This is a genomic window from Rahnella sp. R3(2024) (assembly GCF_042920125.1).
Classification (GTDB): domain Bacteria; phylum Pseudomonadota; class Gammaproteobacteria; order Enterobacterales; family Enterobacteriaceae; genus Rahnella; species Rahnella rivi.
The window spans coordinates 504,710-520,095 of record NZ_JBHGBU010000001.1 but is presented as its reverse complement, the minus strand read 5'-3'; the positions used below and the strand labels follow the sequence as shown (position 1 = coordinate 520,095).

Below are 15,386 nucleotides of genomic sequence, written 5' to 3'. Positions count from 1 at the left end.
ACGGACAGGCCATTTTGTGGAGCACTATGAAAACCCATCTCATTACTGTCACGGCGTTCAGCCAAAATTGCTCATTGATCTGGTGTACTAAAACCAATCAGGCCGCGCTTGTCGATCCGGGCGGTGAAGCAGCAAAAATTATTCGCGAAGTTTCCGCTCAGGGCGTTCTGGTCACTCAGATCCTGCTGACTCACGGACATCTTGATCACGTGGGCGCCGCTGCTGAACTGGCAGAACATTATCAGGTGCCAGTGATCGGCCCGCAAAAAGAAGATCAATTCCTGCTGGATGGGCTGCCCGCTCAGAGCCAGATGTTCGGACTGGAACACTGTGACCCGTTGACGCCAGACACCTGGCTGGAAGAAGGCGATACCGTCAGCGTTGGCGAAGAAGCGCTCTCCGTCCTGCATTGTCCGGGTCATACGCCGGGGCATATTGTCTTCATCAATGACAAAGCGCGTTTAGCCGTTTCCGGTGACGTGATTTTCAAAGGTGGCGTAGGCCGCAGTGATTTCCCGCGCGGCGATCATCAGGCGCTGATCAATTCCATCAAAACCAAATTATTGCCACTGGGCGATGATATTGTTTTCATCCCCGGTCACGGCCCGATGTCTGATTTTGGTTATGAGCGTAAAACCAATCCGTTCCTGCAGGATGAATTGCCGGTTTGGTGATTTTTCTGCCGCATTGGGAACAGCAAAAAGCCCGTCAGTCACCTGACGGGCTTTTTTAATGGAACAGCGCTGCTTATCTTTTAGATGACCGCGACAATGGCTTCACACAGAGGAGCCATGTTGTCCAGCGTAATACCAGCCACGTTAATACGGCCAGAATTCACCGCGTAAACGCCGAATTCATCACGCAGACGCAAAACCTGATCTTTGGTCAGGCCGCTGAAAGAGAACATGCCGTTCTGATTGATAATAAAACTAAAGTCCTGTTTAGCGCCTTTTTCCTGCAAGGTGGTGACGAACAACTGACGCATGCGGTGGATACGCTGGCGCATGTCGCTCAGTTCCTGCTCCCACAAGGTGCGCAGGGCAGGGTTACCCAATATGGTCGCCACAACGGCTGCGCCGTGTGCCGGTGGGTTAGAGTAGTTTGCACGGATAACGGATTTCACCTGACTGAAGGCGCGATCTGCAGTGTCGGCATCTGCGGCAACTAAAGTACATGCGCCCACTCGTTCGTTATACAGACCAAAGTTTTTGGAGTAGGAACTGGCAACCAGTAACTCTTTGTGTTTTTCCACGAACAGGCGCAGGCCACCCGCATCTTCTTCCAGACCTTTGGCAAAGCCCTGATAGGCGAAATCAAACAGCGGCAACCAGCCTTTACTGACGGAGAGTTCAGCCAGTTGCGCCCACTGCGCTGGCGTAGGATCGATACCGGTCGGGTTATGGCAGCAGCCGTGGAATAACACCACGTCACCGGCCTGGGCTTCGCTCAGGCTTTTCAGCATACCGTCGAAATCAAGGGTGTGATTCGGCGCGTCGTAATAATTGTATTCAGCGACTTCAAGACCGGCGGCATTAAACACGCCTTTATGGTTTGGCCAGCTCGGGTTACTGACCCACACGCGTTTAGCGCTGGTCTGCGTGGCAATGAAATCAGCAGCAATACGCAACGCGCCGGTGCCGCCTGGGGTCTGCGCGGTGCGGGCGCGTTTTTCCGCGATCACGGCACTGTCTTTTCCGAACAGCAATTCCTGCGTGCAGTGTGCGAAATCAGGCAACCCGTCGATGCTCAGATAGGTTTTAGTCGTTTCATTTTCCAACAGGAATTGTTCGGCTTTTTTCACGCTGGCCAGAACCGGCGTTTTACCGGTTTCATCTTTATAAACACCAATCCCAAGATTGATTTTATCAGAGCGGTCGTCAGCGCGGAAAAGATCGGAAAGACCCAGAATAGGATCGGCGGGTGCTGCTGTGATTTTTTCAAACATGTTGGAAATTTCCATTAGCCTGATAGTGCGAAAGAGGCTTTAAGGGTAACGCCAGAGAGGGTTATTTGCCAACCGTTTGCGGGAAAAAGTAAGCAGAGTTGTGAGGGCGAATCCGAGATTAAAATATTTTATGGCAAGCCGCGGGTAAAGAGGCTTTTCAGGAAGACATAAATGCAAAAGGCAGAGCCGAAGCTCTGCCTTGATATCCACTTTGATGCACCCGTAAGTGCATCGTTAAGCGATATTAGAACTGGTATTGCAAGCCAACACCCACAGTGTCGTCGGTGCTGCGACCGGCGGCTTTGGTGTAGCTGTTGTCGTCCAGCAGGTTGATTTTGTAGTCAACGTAGGTAGACATGTTTTTGTTGAAGTAGTAGTAAGTACCAACTTCTACGTATTTAACCAGGTCAGCATCGCCGCCGGTGTAAGTAGAGCCGTTGTCGGTGAAGCCGTTCAGCTGCTTGCCTTTAGACTGCAGGTAAGCGATTGATGGGCGCAGACCGAAGTCGAACTGGTACTGTGCAACCACTTCGAAGTTCTGAGTTTTGTTAGCAATTGCAGCCGGGTTGCCGTAATCGGTGGTGTTGCGTGATTCACCGTAGAAGGTTGCCAGGTACAGGTTGTTAGCGTCGTATTTCGCGCCGAATGCGTATGCGTCAGCTTTGTCGCCGTTACCGTCTGCTTTCTGAGTAGAGGTACGGTTAGAAGAGAAGTAAGCACCTGTCAGGCTAACACCGGAGTTGCCCAGTGCGTATGCTGCAGAAGTACCCCAGCCGTCGCCATTGGAATCAATTGGGCCACGGCTATCACGACCTTCGTCGTTTTTGCCCTGGTACTGTACAGCGAAGCTCAGGCCATCAACCAGACCGAAGAAGTTGCTGTTACGGTAAGTTGCCATACCATTACCACGACCAACCATAAAGTTGTCGTTGTTCTGGTACATAGTGTCATCACCAAAGATTGGCAATTGGTCGGTGTAGGACATTACGTCGTAGATTACGCCGTAGTTACGACCGTAGTCGAATGAACCTGCATCGCCAAATTTCAGACCTGCGAAGCCCAGACGAGTTTTGTTGCCTTCGTCACCAGCGCTTTCTGCATGGTTAGCCTGAACGTTGTATTCCCACTGGCCGTAACCGGTCAGTTGGTCAGTAATTTGGGTTTCGCCTTTGAAGCCGAAACGAACATAAGTCTGGTCGCCATCATCGCTGGCGTTATCAGAGAAGTTGTGGCGTGCGTCAACTTTACCGTACAAATCCAGTTTGTTGCCGTCTTTGTTATAGATCTCTGCTGCATTAGCTGCGCCAGCTACTAACAATGCTGGGATTACTACTGCAAGAATGTTGCGCTTCATCATTATTATTACCCTCATTGGTTTTATTCGGACACCTGCCACTGCCGTCAATAATTCTTTGGGGAACTATTCATGAAAGTTTGGTGTCTCCTGTGTCTGAACGCACTATTCCATCCGAGGTTCGCTTAATCTACAGCGAAAATGCTACTAAATTACTAAATATGTTTCAGCGGGAAAGAATGTATTACAAAATGTGTATTTTAGGGAACTTTGTGACGGGGATCTATTTTTAAAAATGACTAAGGCCAGCAATGCTGGCCTTAGTTTTGTAATTATTCTGTAAATTAAAAATAGTTTAATTTATTAGAAGGTTGCATTACGTGGTGTGCGCGGGAACGGAATCACGTCACGAACGTTCTGAACCCCGGTGACATAGGCCACTAAACGTTCAAAGCCTAAACCGAAGCCGGAATGAGGCACTGTGCCGTAACGGCGAAGATCGCGATACCACCAATAATCTTCAGTTTTGAGTCCCATTTCGACCATTCGTGCGTCCAATACGTCCAGACGTTCTTCACGCTGTGAACCGCCGATGATTTCGCCGATACCCGGTGCTAACACGTCCATTGCGGCAACTGTTTTGCCATCATCGTTCAGGCGCATGTAGAAGGACTTGATATCTTTCGGATAGTTTTTCACGACCACCGGAGCTTTGAAATGTTGCTCAGCAAGATAACGTTCATGCTCGGAAGAAAGATCGACACCCCATGAAACCGCGTTTTCGAATTTCTGGCCGCAATTCATTAAGATTTCTACTGCTTCGGTGTAATCCACCTGCGCGAAATCGGAGGTTACAAAACGCTCAAGGCGGGCAACCGCATCTTTGTCTACGCGCTCAGCGAAGAAGGCCATATCGTCTGAACGTTCGTTCAATACTGCCTGGAAAACATATTTGAGCATGTTTTCAGCCAGAGAGGCGATGTCGTCCAGCGTGGCAAATGCCACTTCCGGTTCGACCATCCAGAACTCAGCGAGGTGACGGCTGGTGTTGGAGTTTTCTGCACGGAACGTCGGGCCAAAGGTGTACACCTTGGAGAGTGCGCAAGCGTAAGCTTCGCCATTCAGCTGACCGGATACGGTCAGGAAGGATTCTTTACCAAAGAAGTCTTCGCTGAAGTCGATTTCGCCTTTGTCAGTGCGCGGCAGGTTTTGCAGATCCAGTGTAGATACGCGGAACATCTCACCCGCACCTTCGGTATCGGATGCGGTAATCAGCGGAGTCGACACCCAGAAGTAGCCGTTTTCATGATAGAAACGGTGAATCGCCTGAGACAGGGTGTTACGCACACGAGCCACTGCGCCAATCAGGTTGGTGCGCGGACGCAGGTGAGCCACCTCACGCAGATACTCGATGCTGTGACGTTTCGCTGCCATCGGATAGGTATCAGGGTCATCCACCCAGCCTACAACTTTAATCGCGGTCGCCTGCAGTTCGAAACTCTGGCCTTCGCCAGGGGAGGCCACCACGTTGCCGGTCACTTCAACAGAACAACCGGTCGTCAGGTGCAGAACATCGTCCTGATAATTGGGCAGAGAATTATTGACGACGGCCTGTAATGGATTAAAGCAGGAGCCGTCATAAACGGCGAGGAATGAGATACCAGCTTTAGAATCTCTCCGGGTACGTACCCAACCGCGTACGGTGACTTCACTGTCAACCGCAGCACGGCCTTGCAGTACGTCGACTACAGGCACAACGCTCATAGATTTCTCTCTTTCTTTATATACAGATGTTGATTAAGAAATAATGGACACCCTGTAAAAAGGGATTTTGCTATGTTACTTAGCCTTTCTCAGGACACAAGCAGAAATCATCGTCGCGGGATAAGAATTATCAGGCCGGGCCTGCGATAAACAGAAATTATGGATGGAATGAATGAAAGCCGAGCGAATTAAATATCATCTATATAAAGGAAAGAATGAAGGAGAGGAAAAAAGCAGCAAAACGCCGGATGTTTGCGATCCGGCGTTGGGGGGAGATCAGGAGGCTTTTTTGACCAGAGGCAGATCAAATGCTTTGCGCAGCGCTTTCACGAACGCTTTATCCTGACAAATGGTTTTACCTGGGCTGTCGGATAATTTCGCCACCGGTTTACCATTACATTGCACCAGCTTGATCACAATATTCAGCGGTTTCACACCGGGAATATTACAGGTCAGCCGCGTTCCTATTCCGAAGACCAGATTCACACGCTTGTGGAAATGGCGATATAAATGCAGCGCTTTATCCAGATCGAGATTATCGGAGAACACCAGCGTCTTGGTCATCGGATCAATATCAAGTGCATGATAATGCGCGATAGCCTTTTCACCCCATTCAAACGGATCCCCGGAATCATGACGAAGGCCCTGATAGGCGTTGGCAAATTTCGGCCCGAAATCCCGCAAAAAGGCATCCATCGTAATGCAGTCGGTGAGGGCGATGCCGAGTTGGTCAGGATATTCATCCAGCCAGGCCTGCAACGCAGCACGCTGGCTGTTGGCCAGCACCGGGCTTATCTGCTGATGCGCCTGGAACCATTCATGCGCCTGCGTACCGACCGGAGCCAGTTGCAATTTGTGGGCGACATCGTAATTGCTTGTGCCGACCAGGTAGGGGAATTCGTTTTTGAGGGTACTGACAATGGCTTCCTGCACCTCACCTGAAAAACGACGGCGTGTACCGAAATCCATCAGACGGAAAGCGGAAAGATCAACATCAGCGGCTTGTTCACTAAAGCTGGCCAGATTCATGCGCAGTTGTTCCACGGCCATCCCGGCGGTTATCTGCGGTGAACGATGACGATGCACCACTTCGCTGATCACGGCCAGCAGGGGCACTTCCCACATGATCACTTCGCGCCATGGCCCTTCGATGCGCACATGCAGATGCCCGTCTCGGTCAGAAACCGTGACATGTTGCGGATTATAGCGGAACGTTTTCAGCCAGCTGAGGTAGTCCTGCGTGAAGAACGGCAGTCCGGAGAGATAAGTAAACTCATCGTCTGTCAGCGCCAGTTCGCTCATCAACTGGATTTGCTGACGGATGTCGTCGGCGTATTCGCCCAGCAGTTCATCGCCACGGCATCGGAATTCAGCCACCACGTTGATATGATGATAGCGATGGAAAACCGCTTGCTGCATATGAAGCTTGTAGGCATCGGTATCTAACAGCGAAGTCAAAATCGGGGAGGCGTATGGAGTCATAGCGCTTTACAGCATCCTCGTCAGAAACTGAGTGTTTGAACACAAACAACCGTTCCGTAAAAAAACGTTCTGAATAAAACAGCAAAAGTCTGTGAAGTATACCGTAATATCCCGCTAAAGAACCCACATCACATCATAATTGTCCGCGATCGGTCGAGGCTTAAATGTGCTCACAGGCGGCCTGAAAGGCTGTTTACGCCATTCTTCGCAATAAATAAGGCACAAATTGATTACATTCTTGCGCGCAAATCCGGGTTCTTTCCCTTCACTTTGTGGAAAACTCTGTGTTTTGGTTGAAAGGTGCGCATACGAACTCACAACCTTGCAACAATCTGGGATTTCCTGATGCCTGTGTTAGAGTTTAGAGAGAAAGCTGAAGGTCGTTTCAGGTTCTGTGCAGCCGTGCGCTGATGACAGGAGCCTCCCTTCATCGCCATAAATTGTCATCATCCTTAACTATGAAAACGCTAAAAGGTTTTTTATGACTCAACTGCCGCAAGCCAAGTTTCGCCACGATTACCGTGCGCCGGACTTTACGATCACGGATATCGACCTTAATTTCGAACTTGATGCACAGAAGACGTTGGTGACCGCAGTCAGCCAGATCAAACGTCTTGGTGCCGAAGGCGCTTCCCTGGTGCTCAATGGTGAAGATCTGACGCTGATCAGCCTGAAAATTAACGGTCAGGACTGGCCGAAGTATCAGCTACAGGAAGGTGCGCTGGCGATCGACGGCCTGCCGGAAGCGTTTGAACTGACCATCGTCAACGAAATTCATCCGGCGAAAAACACCGCGCTGGAAGGGTTGTACCTGTCGGGTGAAGCACTGTGTACTCAGTGCGAAGCTGAAGGCTTCCGCCACATTACCTATTATCTTGACCGTCCGGATGTGCTGGCGCGTTTCTCGACCCGCATCGTGGCCGATAAAGCCCGTTATCCTTTCCTGCTGTCGAACGGTAACCGTATCGATCAGGGAGAACTGGAAGGCGGTAAACATTGGATCAAATGGCAGGATCCGTTCCCGAAACCTTGCTACCTGTTTGCGCTGGTGGCCGGTGATTTCGACGTTCTGCGTGACACCTTCAAAACCCGTTCAGGCCGTGATGTGGCGCTGGAATTGTTCGTCGACCGCGGCAATCTGGATCGTGCCGGCTGGGCGATGGAATCTTTGAAACAATCGATGAAATGGGACGAAACCCGTTTCAATCTGGAATACGACCTCGACATCTTCATGATTGTCGCCGTTGATTTCTTCAATATGGGCGCAATGGAAAACAAAGGCCTTAACGTCTTTAACTCCAAATATGTGCTGGCGAAAGCCGAAACCGCCACCGACAAAGATTATCTGGGTATCGAAGCGGTGATCGGCCACGAATACTTCCATAACTGGACCGGTAACCGCGTGACCTGTCGCGACTGGTTCCAGCTGAGCCTGAAAGAAGGCCTGACAGTTTTCCGTGATCAGGAATTCAGCTCAGATCTCGGTTCGCGCTCGGTCAACCGTATTGATAACGTCCGCGTTATGCGTGGCGCCCAGTTCTCGGAAGATGCCAGCCCGATGGCGCACCCGATCCGTCCCGATAAAGTCATTGAGATGAATAACTTCTACACCCTGACGGTGTATGAGAAAGGGTCTGAAGTCATACGTATGCTGCATACGCTGCTTGGCGAAGAGAAATTCCAGGCCGGCATTCAGCTCTATTTCGAACGCCATGACGGCAGCGCGGCGACCTGTGACGATTTCGTACAGGCCATGGAAGATGCCTCCAATGTGGATTTATCGCTTTTCCGCCGCTGGTACAGTCAGTCTGGTACGCCGGTGCTGACCGTTCGTGACGACTATGATGTGGAAAAACAGCAGTACACCCTGACCGTCAGCCAGAAAACGCCGCCGACGCCAGATCAGAGTGAAAAGCTGCCATTGCATATTCCTCTGGACATCGAATTGTACGATCCGCAGGGCAACGTGATTGCGCTGAAACAAAATGGTCAGACTGTCAGCAACGTGCTCAATGTCACTGAAGCTGAGCAGACGTTTGTGTTCGACGACGTCGAAGCGCCACCGGTGCCTTCTCTGTTACGTGAATTCTCCGCGCCAGTAAAACTTGATTACAAGTGGGGCGATCATCAGCTGACTTTCCTGATGAAACACGCACGCAACGATTTCGCCCGCTGGGATGCGGCGCAAAGCCTGCTGGCGATCTACATCAAACTGAACGTCGCGCGTCACCAGCAGAAACAACCGCTGTCGTTGCCGCTGCACGTTGCTGACGCATTCCGCGCAGTACTGCTGGATGAGAGCATCGATCCGGGACTGGCGGCGCAGATCCTTACGCTGCCGACGGATAACGAAATCGCAGAGTTGTTTGAGATTATCGATCCCGAAGCGATCAGCGCCGTGCATGAAGCCATTACCCGTTGTCTGGCAACCGAAATGGCCGATGAGTTCCTGGCGGTTTACAACGCTAACCGTCTGCCAGCCTACCGCGTGGTGCACGAGGATATCGGTAAACGTACCCTGCGTAACACCTGCCTGCGTTATCTGGCCTTCGCCGATATGACGCTGGCCGATCAGCTGGTGAAAACCCAGTTCGAACAGGCCGACAACATGACCGATTCACTGGCGGCGATGTCGGCCGCTGTGTCGGCTCAGTTGCCTTGCCGTGAAGCGCTGATGGCGGCGTACGATGAGCGCTGGCACCACGACGGCCTGGTGATGGATAAATGGTTTATCCTGCAAGCGACCAGCCCGTCTGCGGATGTTCTGCAAAAAGTGCGTTCACTGCTTAACCACCGTTCATTCAGCATGGGCAACCCGAACCGTGTGCGTTCTTTAGTCGGTGCCTTCGCGTCTGCAAACCCTTCAGCGTTCCACGCTGCCGACGGCAGCGGTTATCAGTTCCTTACCGAAATGCTGACCGATTTGAATACGCGTAACCCGCAGGTGGCGGCACGCATGATTGAACCGCTGATCCGCCTGAAACGTTATGACGCAGGCCGTCAGGCGCAAATGCGCAAGGCGCTGGAACAGCTGAAAGGACTGGAAAACCTGTCCGGTGATTTGTTCGAGAAAATTACCAAAGCGTTAGATGCGTAATCACCGTTAACGGTAAATAGCGGGAATGCAAAAGGGCGATGGAAACATCGCCCTTTTTTCATTGTGAATTCACAGAATGCCAGGATCAGTGTTGTGCGCGTTTTGCCTGCGGCGTAACGGTTTGCTGAGATTGCGGCGTCAGTACGCGTTCCAGCACTTCGGCTTCCAGTTCAGCCAGTTTCGCCGAGCCTTTACGGCGCGGGCGTGGCAAATCCACCGTCAAATCCAGACCGATCTGCCCCTGATCGATCAGGATCACCCGGTCGGCGACAGTCACCGCTTCACTGACATCATGCGTCACCAGCAGCACGGTGAAATCATGTTGCTGCCACAGTCGTTCGATCAGACTTTGCATTTCGATGCGCGTCAGGGCATCCAGCGCGCCCAGCGGTTCGTCGAGCAACAGCAGGCGTGGGCGATGGATCAATGCACGCGCCAGCGCCACCCGCTGTTTTTGTCCACCCGACAGCGCCGAGGGCCATTCGTCAGCGCGATCGGCCAGCCCGACTTCTTCCAGCGCCGCCAGCGCTGCATCGCGCCATTTGCCTTTTAAGCCTAAGCCAACGTTATCAATCACCCGCTTCCACGGCAGCAGGCGGTCGTCCTGAAACATCAGACGGGTGTCGTCACGCACCTGACTGAGCGGGGCGCTGGCGCTGAGCAGTTCGCCCTGCGTGGTTTTTTCCAGTCCGGCCAGAAGACGCAACAGCGTACTTTTTCCGCAACCGCTGCGGCCCACCACCGCCACAAACTGGCCGGGAGGAATACGCAGGTTGATGTCATTGAGCACGGTGCGGGTGCCGTATTTTTTGGTGATGCCAGACAACGTGACCGGCGTGCCTTGCGGTATGCGTGCAGGTGCGCTCATGCGGCGTCTCCTTGTTTTTTCTGATAAGCGGGGTGCCAGCGCAACCAGACACTTTCCAGCTGACGGGCCAGAATATCGGCGAGTTTGCCGAGGATGGCATAAAGTACGATGGCGACGACCACAACGTCAGTTTGCAAAAATTCGCGCGCGTTCATTGCCAGATAACCGATGCCTGAGTTAGCAGAAATGGTTTCGGCGACAATCAGCGTCAGCCACATGAAACCCAGTGCAAAGCGCACACCGACCATAATGGACGGCAGTGCGCCCGGTAAAACCACCTGAATAAACAGCGGAAAACCGGACAACCCATAGCTGCGGGACATCTCCAGTAAACCACGGTCAATATTGCGGATGCCGTGATAGGTATTGAGATAGATCGGGAACAGCGTACCCAGTGCCACCAGGAAAATTTTGGCTGTTTCGTCGATGCCGAACCATAAAATCACCAGCGGGATCAGCGCCAGATGGGGAATGTTGCGCAGCATTTGCAGTGAACTGTCGAGCAGACGCTCGCCCCAGCGGGAGAGTCCGGTAACAAAGCCGAGCAGTAAACCCAGGCTGCCGCCAATGGCGAAACCGGTCAGCGCGCGAAACGTACTGATCTTCAGGTTTTGCCAAAGATCGCCGCTTTTCGCTAAGGTCCAGAAGGCTTCGACCACGGCGCTGGGCGCAGGAAGGATGCGGTTGGATAACCAGCCCGCCTCGACCGCCACCTGCCAGCCCCCGATCAGCACCACCGGCACAATCCACGGCAAAATACGGTGCAGCCAGCGTTGTGATGCGTTCATGTCCGTTCTCCTTAATGCTGACGGGTGACGCTTTTATTGGCAAAGTCGTGAGCGACCAGTTCACCACGCGGCAAAATGGCTTTCTTCACCACGCTCTCGTCTTCCGGTTTCGCCAGATCCAGATGCGGGAACAGCAGTTCGCTGACGCGGTACGCTTCCTCCAGATGCGGATAGCCGGAGAAAATAAAGGTGTCGATGCCCAGATCAGCATATTCCTGCATCCGCGCCGCAACGGTTGGACCGTCACCCACCAGCGCAGTGCCTGCACCGGTACGCACCAGGCCAATACCGGCCCAAAGATTCGGGTAAATTTCCAGTTTATTGCGATCGCCGCCGTGCAAAGCCGCCATGCGGTGCTGGCCGACGGAGTCGGTTTTGGCAAACGCAGCCTGTGCGCGTTGAATGGTTTCATCATCAACGTTTGCGATCAGCTTGTCGGCGGCGCGCCACGCTTCCTCATTGGTTTCGCGCACAATCACATGCAGACGAATGCCGAAACGCACCGTGCGGCCTTTTGCGGCGGCCTTTGCGCGCACCTGCTCGATTTTCTCTTTCACTAACGCCGGCGGCTCGCCCCAGGTCAGGTACAGTTCCACCTGTTCTGCGGCCAGATCCTGCGCTTCGTCAGAAGAACCGCCGAAGTATAACGGCGGGCGAGGGTACTGAACCGGCGGGTGCATCAGGCTCGCGCCTTTCACCTGAATATGTTTGCCTTCGTAATCCACCGTTTCGCCTTCCAGCACACGACGCCAGATGCGGGTGAATTCTGCCGAGGCTTCATAACGTTCTTTGTGATTGAGGTGCAGCCCCTCGGCAGCCAGCTCGGCCGGATCGCCTCCGGTAACCAGATTAAACAGTGCCCGGCCGCCGGAAAGCCGGTCAAGCGTCGCCGCCTGACGGGCGGCCAGTGTCGGGGAAATAATGCCGGGACGCAGCGCCACCAGGAATTTCAGGCGTTGCGTGACAGAAATCAGTGAAGCAGCCACTAACCATGAGTCTTCGCAGGAACGGCCGGTCGGCAGTAATACGCCGCCGAAACCGAGGCGGTCAGCCGCTTGCGCAATTTGTTGCAAATAACCGTGATCAACGACGCGTGCACCTTCTTCCGTGCCTAAATAGCGACCGTCACCGTGGGTAGGTAAAAACCAGAATACGTTGAGACTCATAGGGTTACTCCTCTCTCGTTTGTTTCCGCTCGTGATGGCGGTTAAGTCGTCAGATAATTAATTAGCCTGAGCTGTTGGTTTCCAGATGCGGTCTTTGATCTCGACCTGCTTAGGCAAAATGTGATTCTCATAGAACAGATCGGCGGTTTGCTGCTGGCGCTTTTCTGTTTCAGCGCTGACCGGCGTAATCGGCAGATCCGGCAGATGATCCAGATATGACGCAACCACTTTTTCGGGCAGTCCCATCGACTGGGAAAGCAGTTTGATACTTTGCTCACGATCGGTTTTGGTCAGCGCATTCGCCTGCGTTAACACCGTCAGAACCTGTTGAATAAACTGCGGATTGGCTTCGGTATATTTCTTTGGGGCCAGATAGAACGAACCGGTCTGATGCAATGAGGAACCATCGGTCAGCACCCGGACATTTCCCTGTACCTGTGCGGCGGAATAATAGGGATCCCAGATGGCCCAGGCATCCACGTCATGTTGCTGGAAGGCAGCGCGGGCATCGGCTGGCGTCAGGTATACCGGCTGAATATCACTGAGTTTTAGCCCGGCCTGTTGCAGGGCGCGGATCAGCAAATTATGCGAGCTGGAGCCTTTCTGAAACGCTACTTTGTGACCTTTCAGATCGGCGACGCTTTTGATCGGGCTGTTTTCATCAACCAGAATAACTTCGGCTTTCGGCTTCGGCGGTTCCGAACCGATATAGAGCAAATCGGCGCCCGCCGCCTGAGCGAACAACGGGGGTAAATCACCGGTGCCGCCTAAATCGATACTGCCGACGTTAAGGGCTTCCAGAATTTGCGGCCCGGCCGGGAACTCAATCCAGGTGATTTTGGTATTCGGAAAACGTGTTTCCAGTAATTTGTGCGATTTTGCCAGCACCAGACCAACCGAGCCTTTCTGATAGGCGATGCGAAGTTGCTCCGGCGCCTTTTCGTCAGCCACCGCGTGACCGCTGAGGAGCAGGCTGGTGAGCAAGCTGGCGACCACCGGCAGACGGCGAAGAGACGATAAAGAGAACGAAAATGACGCAGTCATGGCGAATTCCTTTTTGTCAGACGCGCAGAACTTGCGCTGAAAGAGAGGCTGCGGGCGTGGCAACCGGACGGCGGCGGCTGAGTGCCAGATAGAAGTTTTCCAGCGATTCGTTAAGACGCTCCGCCAGTGCCGGGTCCAGCGTGGCCGGGAACGTTTGATAATCAGTGATCAGGCTGTCATCGGCGAAAACACCTTGCAGAACTTCCTGCGCTTTCAGCGAAGCGAGCACCGGTTTGAGTGCGTAATCCACCGCCAGCATGTGGCCGATGGAACCCGCCGTGGCCAGGGGCAGAACGACTTTGTGATCCAGTGCGCGTTCCGGCAGCAGATCCAGCAGCGTTTTTAACGCACCTGAAAACGACGCTTTATAGACCGGCGTCGCGACAATCAAACCATCCGCACTAGCCAGCTCGGCAATCAGTTGTTTCAGCTGCGGGCTGGAGAAATTTGCAAACAGCAGGTCATCGGCGGAAAAATCCTGAAGATTGTAGGTGAAGACCTCCACGCCACGGCTCGCCAGCCACTGGTGACTCAGCGCCAGCAGGGAAGAAGAGCGGGAGGGTTGTCGCGGGCTGCCTGCCAGAGTTATAACGCGCATCTCTATTCCTTATAACAAATAGTTATAGAACCATTGTTTTCATTAACAAAGTGAAATTAACGTAACAGGCAGAGGCGGCGGAGCGGAAATCTCAATTTTGGCTATCAATAGTCGCAAAACGGATAAAGCGCCCTCAGCGGGAGGGGCACCCTTGGGCAGGAACGGAGGAAAACGTGAATCAGAAGTAAATAAAAAGTAATCGTTTGCGCGCGTGGGCATTTATTACTGCAATTGGCCGGTTATCGTTTCCAATTGACCGGCGGTTAGTCGATAATACTGCCCCGTCTAGCCACCGGGAATCCAGGAGTCTCCATGTATTATCCTCTTGTCAGGAAAGCACTGTTTCAGCTCAATCCAGAGCGCGCCCACGAGTTAACCTTTCGTCAGCTGAGCCGTATTTCCGGCACACCCCTTGAATTTTTGATCCGCCAGTCAGTACCGACGAAACCGGTGAACTGTATGGGGCTGTCTTTTAAAAACCCGCTAGGGCTGGCCGCCGGTCTTGATAAAGACGGCGAATGTATTGATGCGTTTGGTGCCATGGGCTTTGGATTTATTGAGGTCGGAACCGTGACTCCGCGTGCGCAGGACGGAAATGATAAACCGCGTTTATTCCGTATAGTGGAAGCGGAAGGCCTGATTAACCGCATGGGCTTTAATAACCACGGTGTTGATAATCTGGTCAATAACGTCAAAAAATCCCATTTTGGCGGCATCATCGGCATTAATATCGGTAAGAATAAAGATACACCTGTCGAGCAGGGCAAAGACGATTATCTGACCTGTATGGAGAAGGTATATCCGTATGCGGGCTATATCGCCGTGAATATTTCATCCCCCAACACACCGGGATTACGTTCGCTGCAATACGGCGAAGCGCTGGATGATTTACTGGCAGCGATCAAGAATAAACAGCTCGAACTCCAACAGCGTCATCAGAAATATGTTCCTGTTGCCGTGAAGATCGCGCCCGATCTTTCTCAGGAAGAATTGATCCAAATAGCTGACAGTCTGGTGCGTCATAATATGGATGGCGTAATTGCGACTAACACCACGCTCGATCGTAAACTCGTTCAGGGGCTTAATTATTGTGAGCAGGTCGGTGGCCTCAGCGGGCGTCCGGTGCAGCTTCGCAGTACAGAAATCATTCGCATGTTGTCGAATGAATTACAAGGCCGTCTGCCTATTATTGGCGTGGGCGGGATTGATTCATTAACCGCGGCGCGTGAAAAGATGGCTGCCGGGTCATCCTTAATTCAAATCTATTCCGGATTTATCTTCAAAGGCCCTGGTCTGATCAAAGATATTGTTACCCACATCTAATATTTTTCTTCCTCATG

Annotated in this window: 12 protein-coding genes; 3 read left to right on the top strand and 9 right to left on the bottom strand. The window is 52.6% G+C overall.

What is annotated here, in order from left to right:
* The first annotated feature begins 26 nt into the window (after positions 1–26).
* Positions 27–674: an MBL fold metallo-hydrolase gene (locus tag ABSH60_RS02320; protein WP_056769290.1), complete on the top strand. Its 648-nt coding sequence runs from the start codon at positions 27–29 to the stop codon at positions 672–674.
* 80 nt (positions 675–754) lie between these two features.
* Here the strand turns inward: ABSH60_RS02320 and ABSH60_RS02315 are convergent, their stop codons facing one another.
* From ABSH60_RS02315 to pncB, 4 genes are all read right to left on the bottom strand, one after another.
* Positions 755–1,945: an aromatic amino acid transaminase gene (locus ABSH60_RS02315; RefSeq protein WP_390972531.1), complete on the bottom strand. Its 1,191-nt coding sequence runs from the start codon at positions 1,943–1,945 to the stop codon at positions 755–757.
* Positions 1,946–2,189: 244 nt separating this feature from the next.
* Entirely contained in the window at positions 2,190–3,302 is a 1,113-nt protein-coding gene (ompC, locus tag ABSH60_RS02310; RefSeq protein ID WP_390972529.1) for a porin OmpC, read from the bottom strand.
* Positions 3,303–3,602: 300 nt separating this feature from the next.
* Positions 3,603–5,003 carry an asparagine--tRNA ligase gene (gene asnS / locus ABSH60_RS02305; protein ID WP_056769297.1) on the bottom strand — a complete coding sequence of 467 codons (1,401 nt, stop codon included), beginning with the start codon at positions 5,001–5,003 and terminating at the stop codon, positions 3,603–3,605.
* Positions 5,004–5,279: 276 nt separating this feature from the next.
* Positions 5,280–6,485, bottom strand: a complete 1,206-nt coding sequence (gene pncB, locus ABSH60_RS02300) for a nicotinate phosphoribosyltransferase (protein ID WP_390972528.1) — start codon at positions 6,483–6,485, stop codon at positions 5,280–5,282.
* A 481-nt stretch (positions 6,486–6,966) separates the two neighbouring features.
* On the opposite strand from pncB, the gene pepN reads away from it, so the two are divergent.
* Positions 6,967–9,582, top strand: coding sequence for an aminopeptidase N (pepN, locus tag ABSH60_RS02295; RefSeq protein ID WP_390972526.1), 2,616 nt, complete (start codon positions 6,967–6,969; stop codon positions 9,580–9,582).
* Positions 9,583–9,667: 85 nt separating this feature from the next.
* Here pepN and ssuB read toward each other — a convergent pair whose 3' ends face one another.
* Genes ssuB through ssuE form a run of 5 tightly spaced genes read right to left on the bottom strand, consistent with a single transcriptional unit; the run spans position 9,668 to position 14,046 of the window.
* Complete coding sequence (ssuB, locus tag ABSH60_RS02290) at positions 9,668–10,450, bottom strand: aliphatic sulfonates ABC transporter ATP-binding protein (protein WP_390972524.1); 783 nt, start codon at positions 10,448–10,450, stop codon at positions 9,668–9,670.
* The gene (ssuC, locus tag ABSH60_RS02285) at positions 10,447–11,238 is read right to left on the bottom strand and encodes an aliphatic sulfonate ABC transporter permease SsuC (RefSeq protein WP_390972522.1); all 792 of its coding nucleotides are present in this window, start codon (positions 11,236–11,238) and stop codon (positions 10,447–10,449) included. Before ssuC ends, ssuB begins: the two co-directional genes overlap by 4 nt.
* A gap of 11 nt (positions 11,239–11,249) precedes the next feature.
* Positions 11,250–12,404 (bottom strand): FMNH2-dependent alkanesulfonate monooxygenase, encoded by a 1,155-nt coding sequence (gene ssuD, locus ABSH60_RS02280; protein ID WP_056769307.1) that lies wholly within the window; start codon positions 12,402–12,404, stop codon positions 11,250–11,252.
* 57 nt (positions 12,405–12,461) lie between these two features.
* Complete coding sequence (locus tag ABSH60_RS02275; RefSeq protein ID WP_390972520.1) at positions 12,462–13,448, bottom strand: aliphatic sulfonate ABC transporter substrate-binding protein; 987 nt, start codon at positions 13,446–13,448, stop codon at positions 12,462–12,464.
* Positions 13,449–13,464: 16 nt separating this feature from the next.
* Positions 13,465–14,046 carry an NADPH-dependent FMN reductase gene (gene ssuE, locus ABSH60_RS02270; protein ID WP_056769309.1) on the bottom strand — a complete coding sequence of 194 codons (582 nt, stop codon included), beginning with the start codon at positions 14,044–14,046 and terminating at the stop codon, positions 13,465–13,467.
* Between the two features lie 312 nt (positions 14,047–14,358).
* On the opposite strand from ssuE, the gene pyrD reads away from it, so the two are divergent.
* Complete coding sequence (gene pyrD, locus ABSH60_RS02265) at positions 14,359–15,369, top strand: quinone-dependent dihydroorotate dehydrogenase (protein WP_056769311.1); 1,011 nt, start codon at positions 14,359–14,361, stop codon at positions 15,367–15,369.
* Positions 15,370–15,386 lie beyond the last annotated feature (17 nt).

Coding starts and splice junctions, on each gene's coding strand:
- ABSH60_RS02275 (WP_390972520.1), bottom strand. CDS start 13,448: ATGACTGCGTCATTTTCGTTCTCTTTATCGTCTCTTCGCCGTCTGCCG.
- ssuD (WP_056769307.1), bottom strand. CDS start 12,404: ATGAGTCTCAACGTATTCTGGTTTTTACCTACCCACGGTGACGGTCGC.
- pyrD (WP_056769311.1), top strand. CDS start 14,359: ATGTATTATCCTCTTGTCAGGAAAGCACTGTTTCAGCTCAATCCAGAG.
- pepN (WP_390972526.1), top strand. CDS start 6,967: ATGACTCAACTGCCGCAAGCCAAGTTTCGCCACGATTACCGTGCGCCG.
- ompC (WP_390972529.1), bottom strand. CDS start 3,302: ATGATGAAGCGCAACATTCTTGCAGTAGTAATCCCAGCATTGTTAGTA.
- asnS (WP_056769297.1), bottom strand. CDS start 5,003: ATGAGCGTTGTGCCTGTAGTCGACGTACTGCAAGGCCGTGCTGCGGTT.
- ABSH60_RS02315 (WP_390972531.1), bottom strand. CDS start 1,945: ATGTTTGAAAAAATCACAGCAGCACCCGCCGATCCTATTCTGGGTCTT.
- ssuE (WP_056769309.1), bottom strand. CDS start 14,046: ATGCGCGTTATAACTCTGGCAGGCAGCCCGCGACAACCCTCCCGCTCT.
- ssuB (WP_390972524.1), bottom strand. CDS start 10,450: ATGAGCGCACCTGCACGCATACCGCAAGGCACGCCGGTCACGTTGTCT.
- pncB (WP_390972528.1), bottom strand. CDS start 6,485: ATGACTCCATACGCCTCCCCGATTTTGACTTCGCTGTTAGATACCGAT.
- ssuC (WP_390972522.1), bottom strand. CDS start 11,238: ATGAACGCATCACAACGCTGGCTGCACCGTATTTTGCCGTGGATTGTG.
- ABSH60_RS02320 (WP_056769290.1), top strand. CDS start 27: ATGAAAACCCATCTCATTACTGTCACGGCGTTCAGCCAAAATTGCTCA.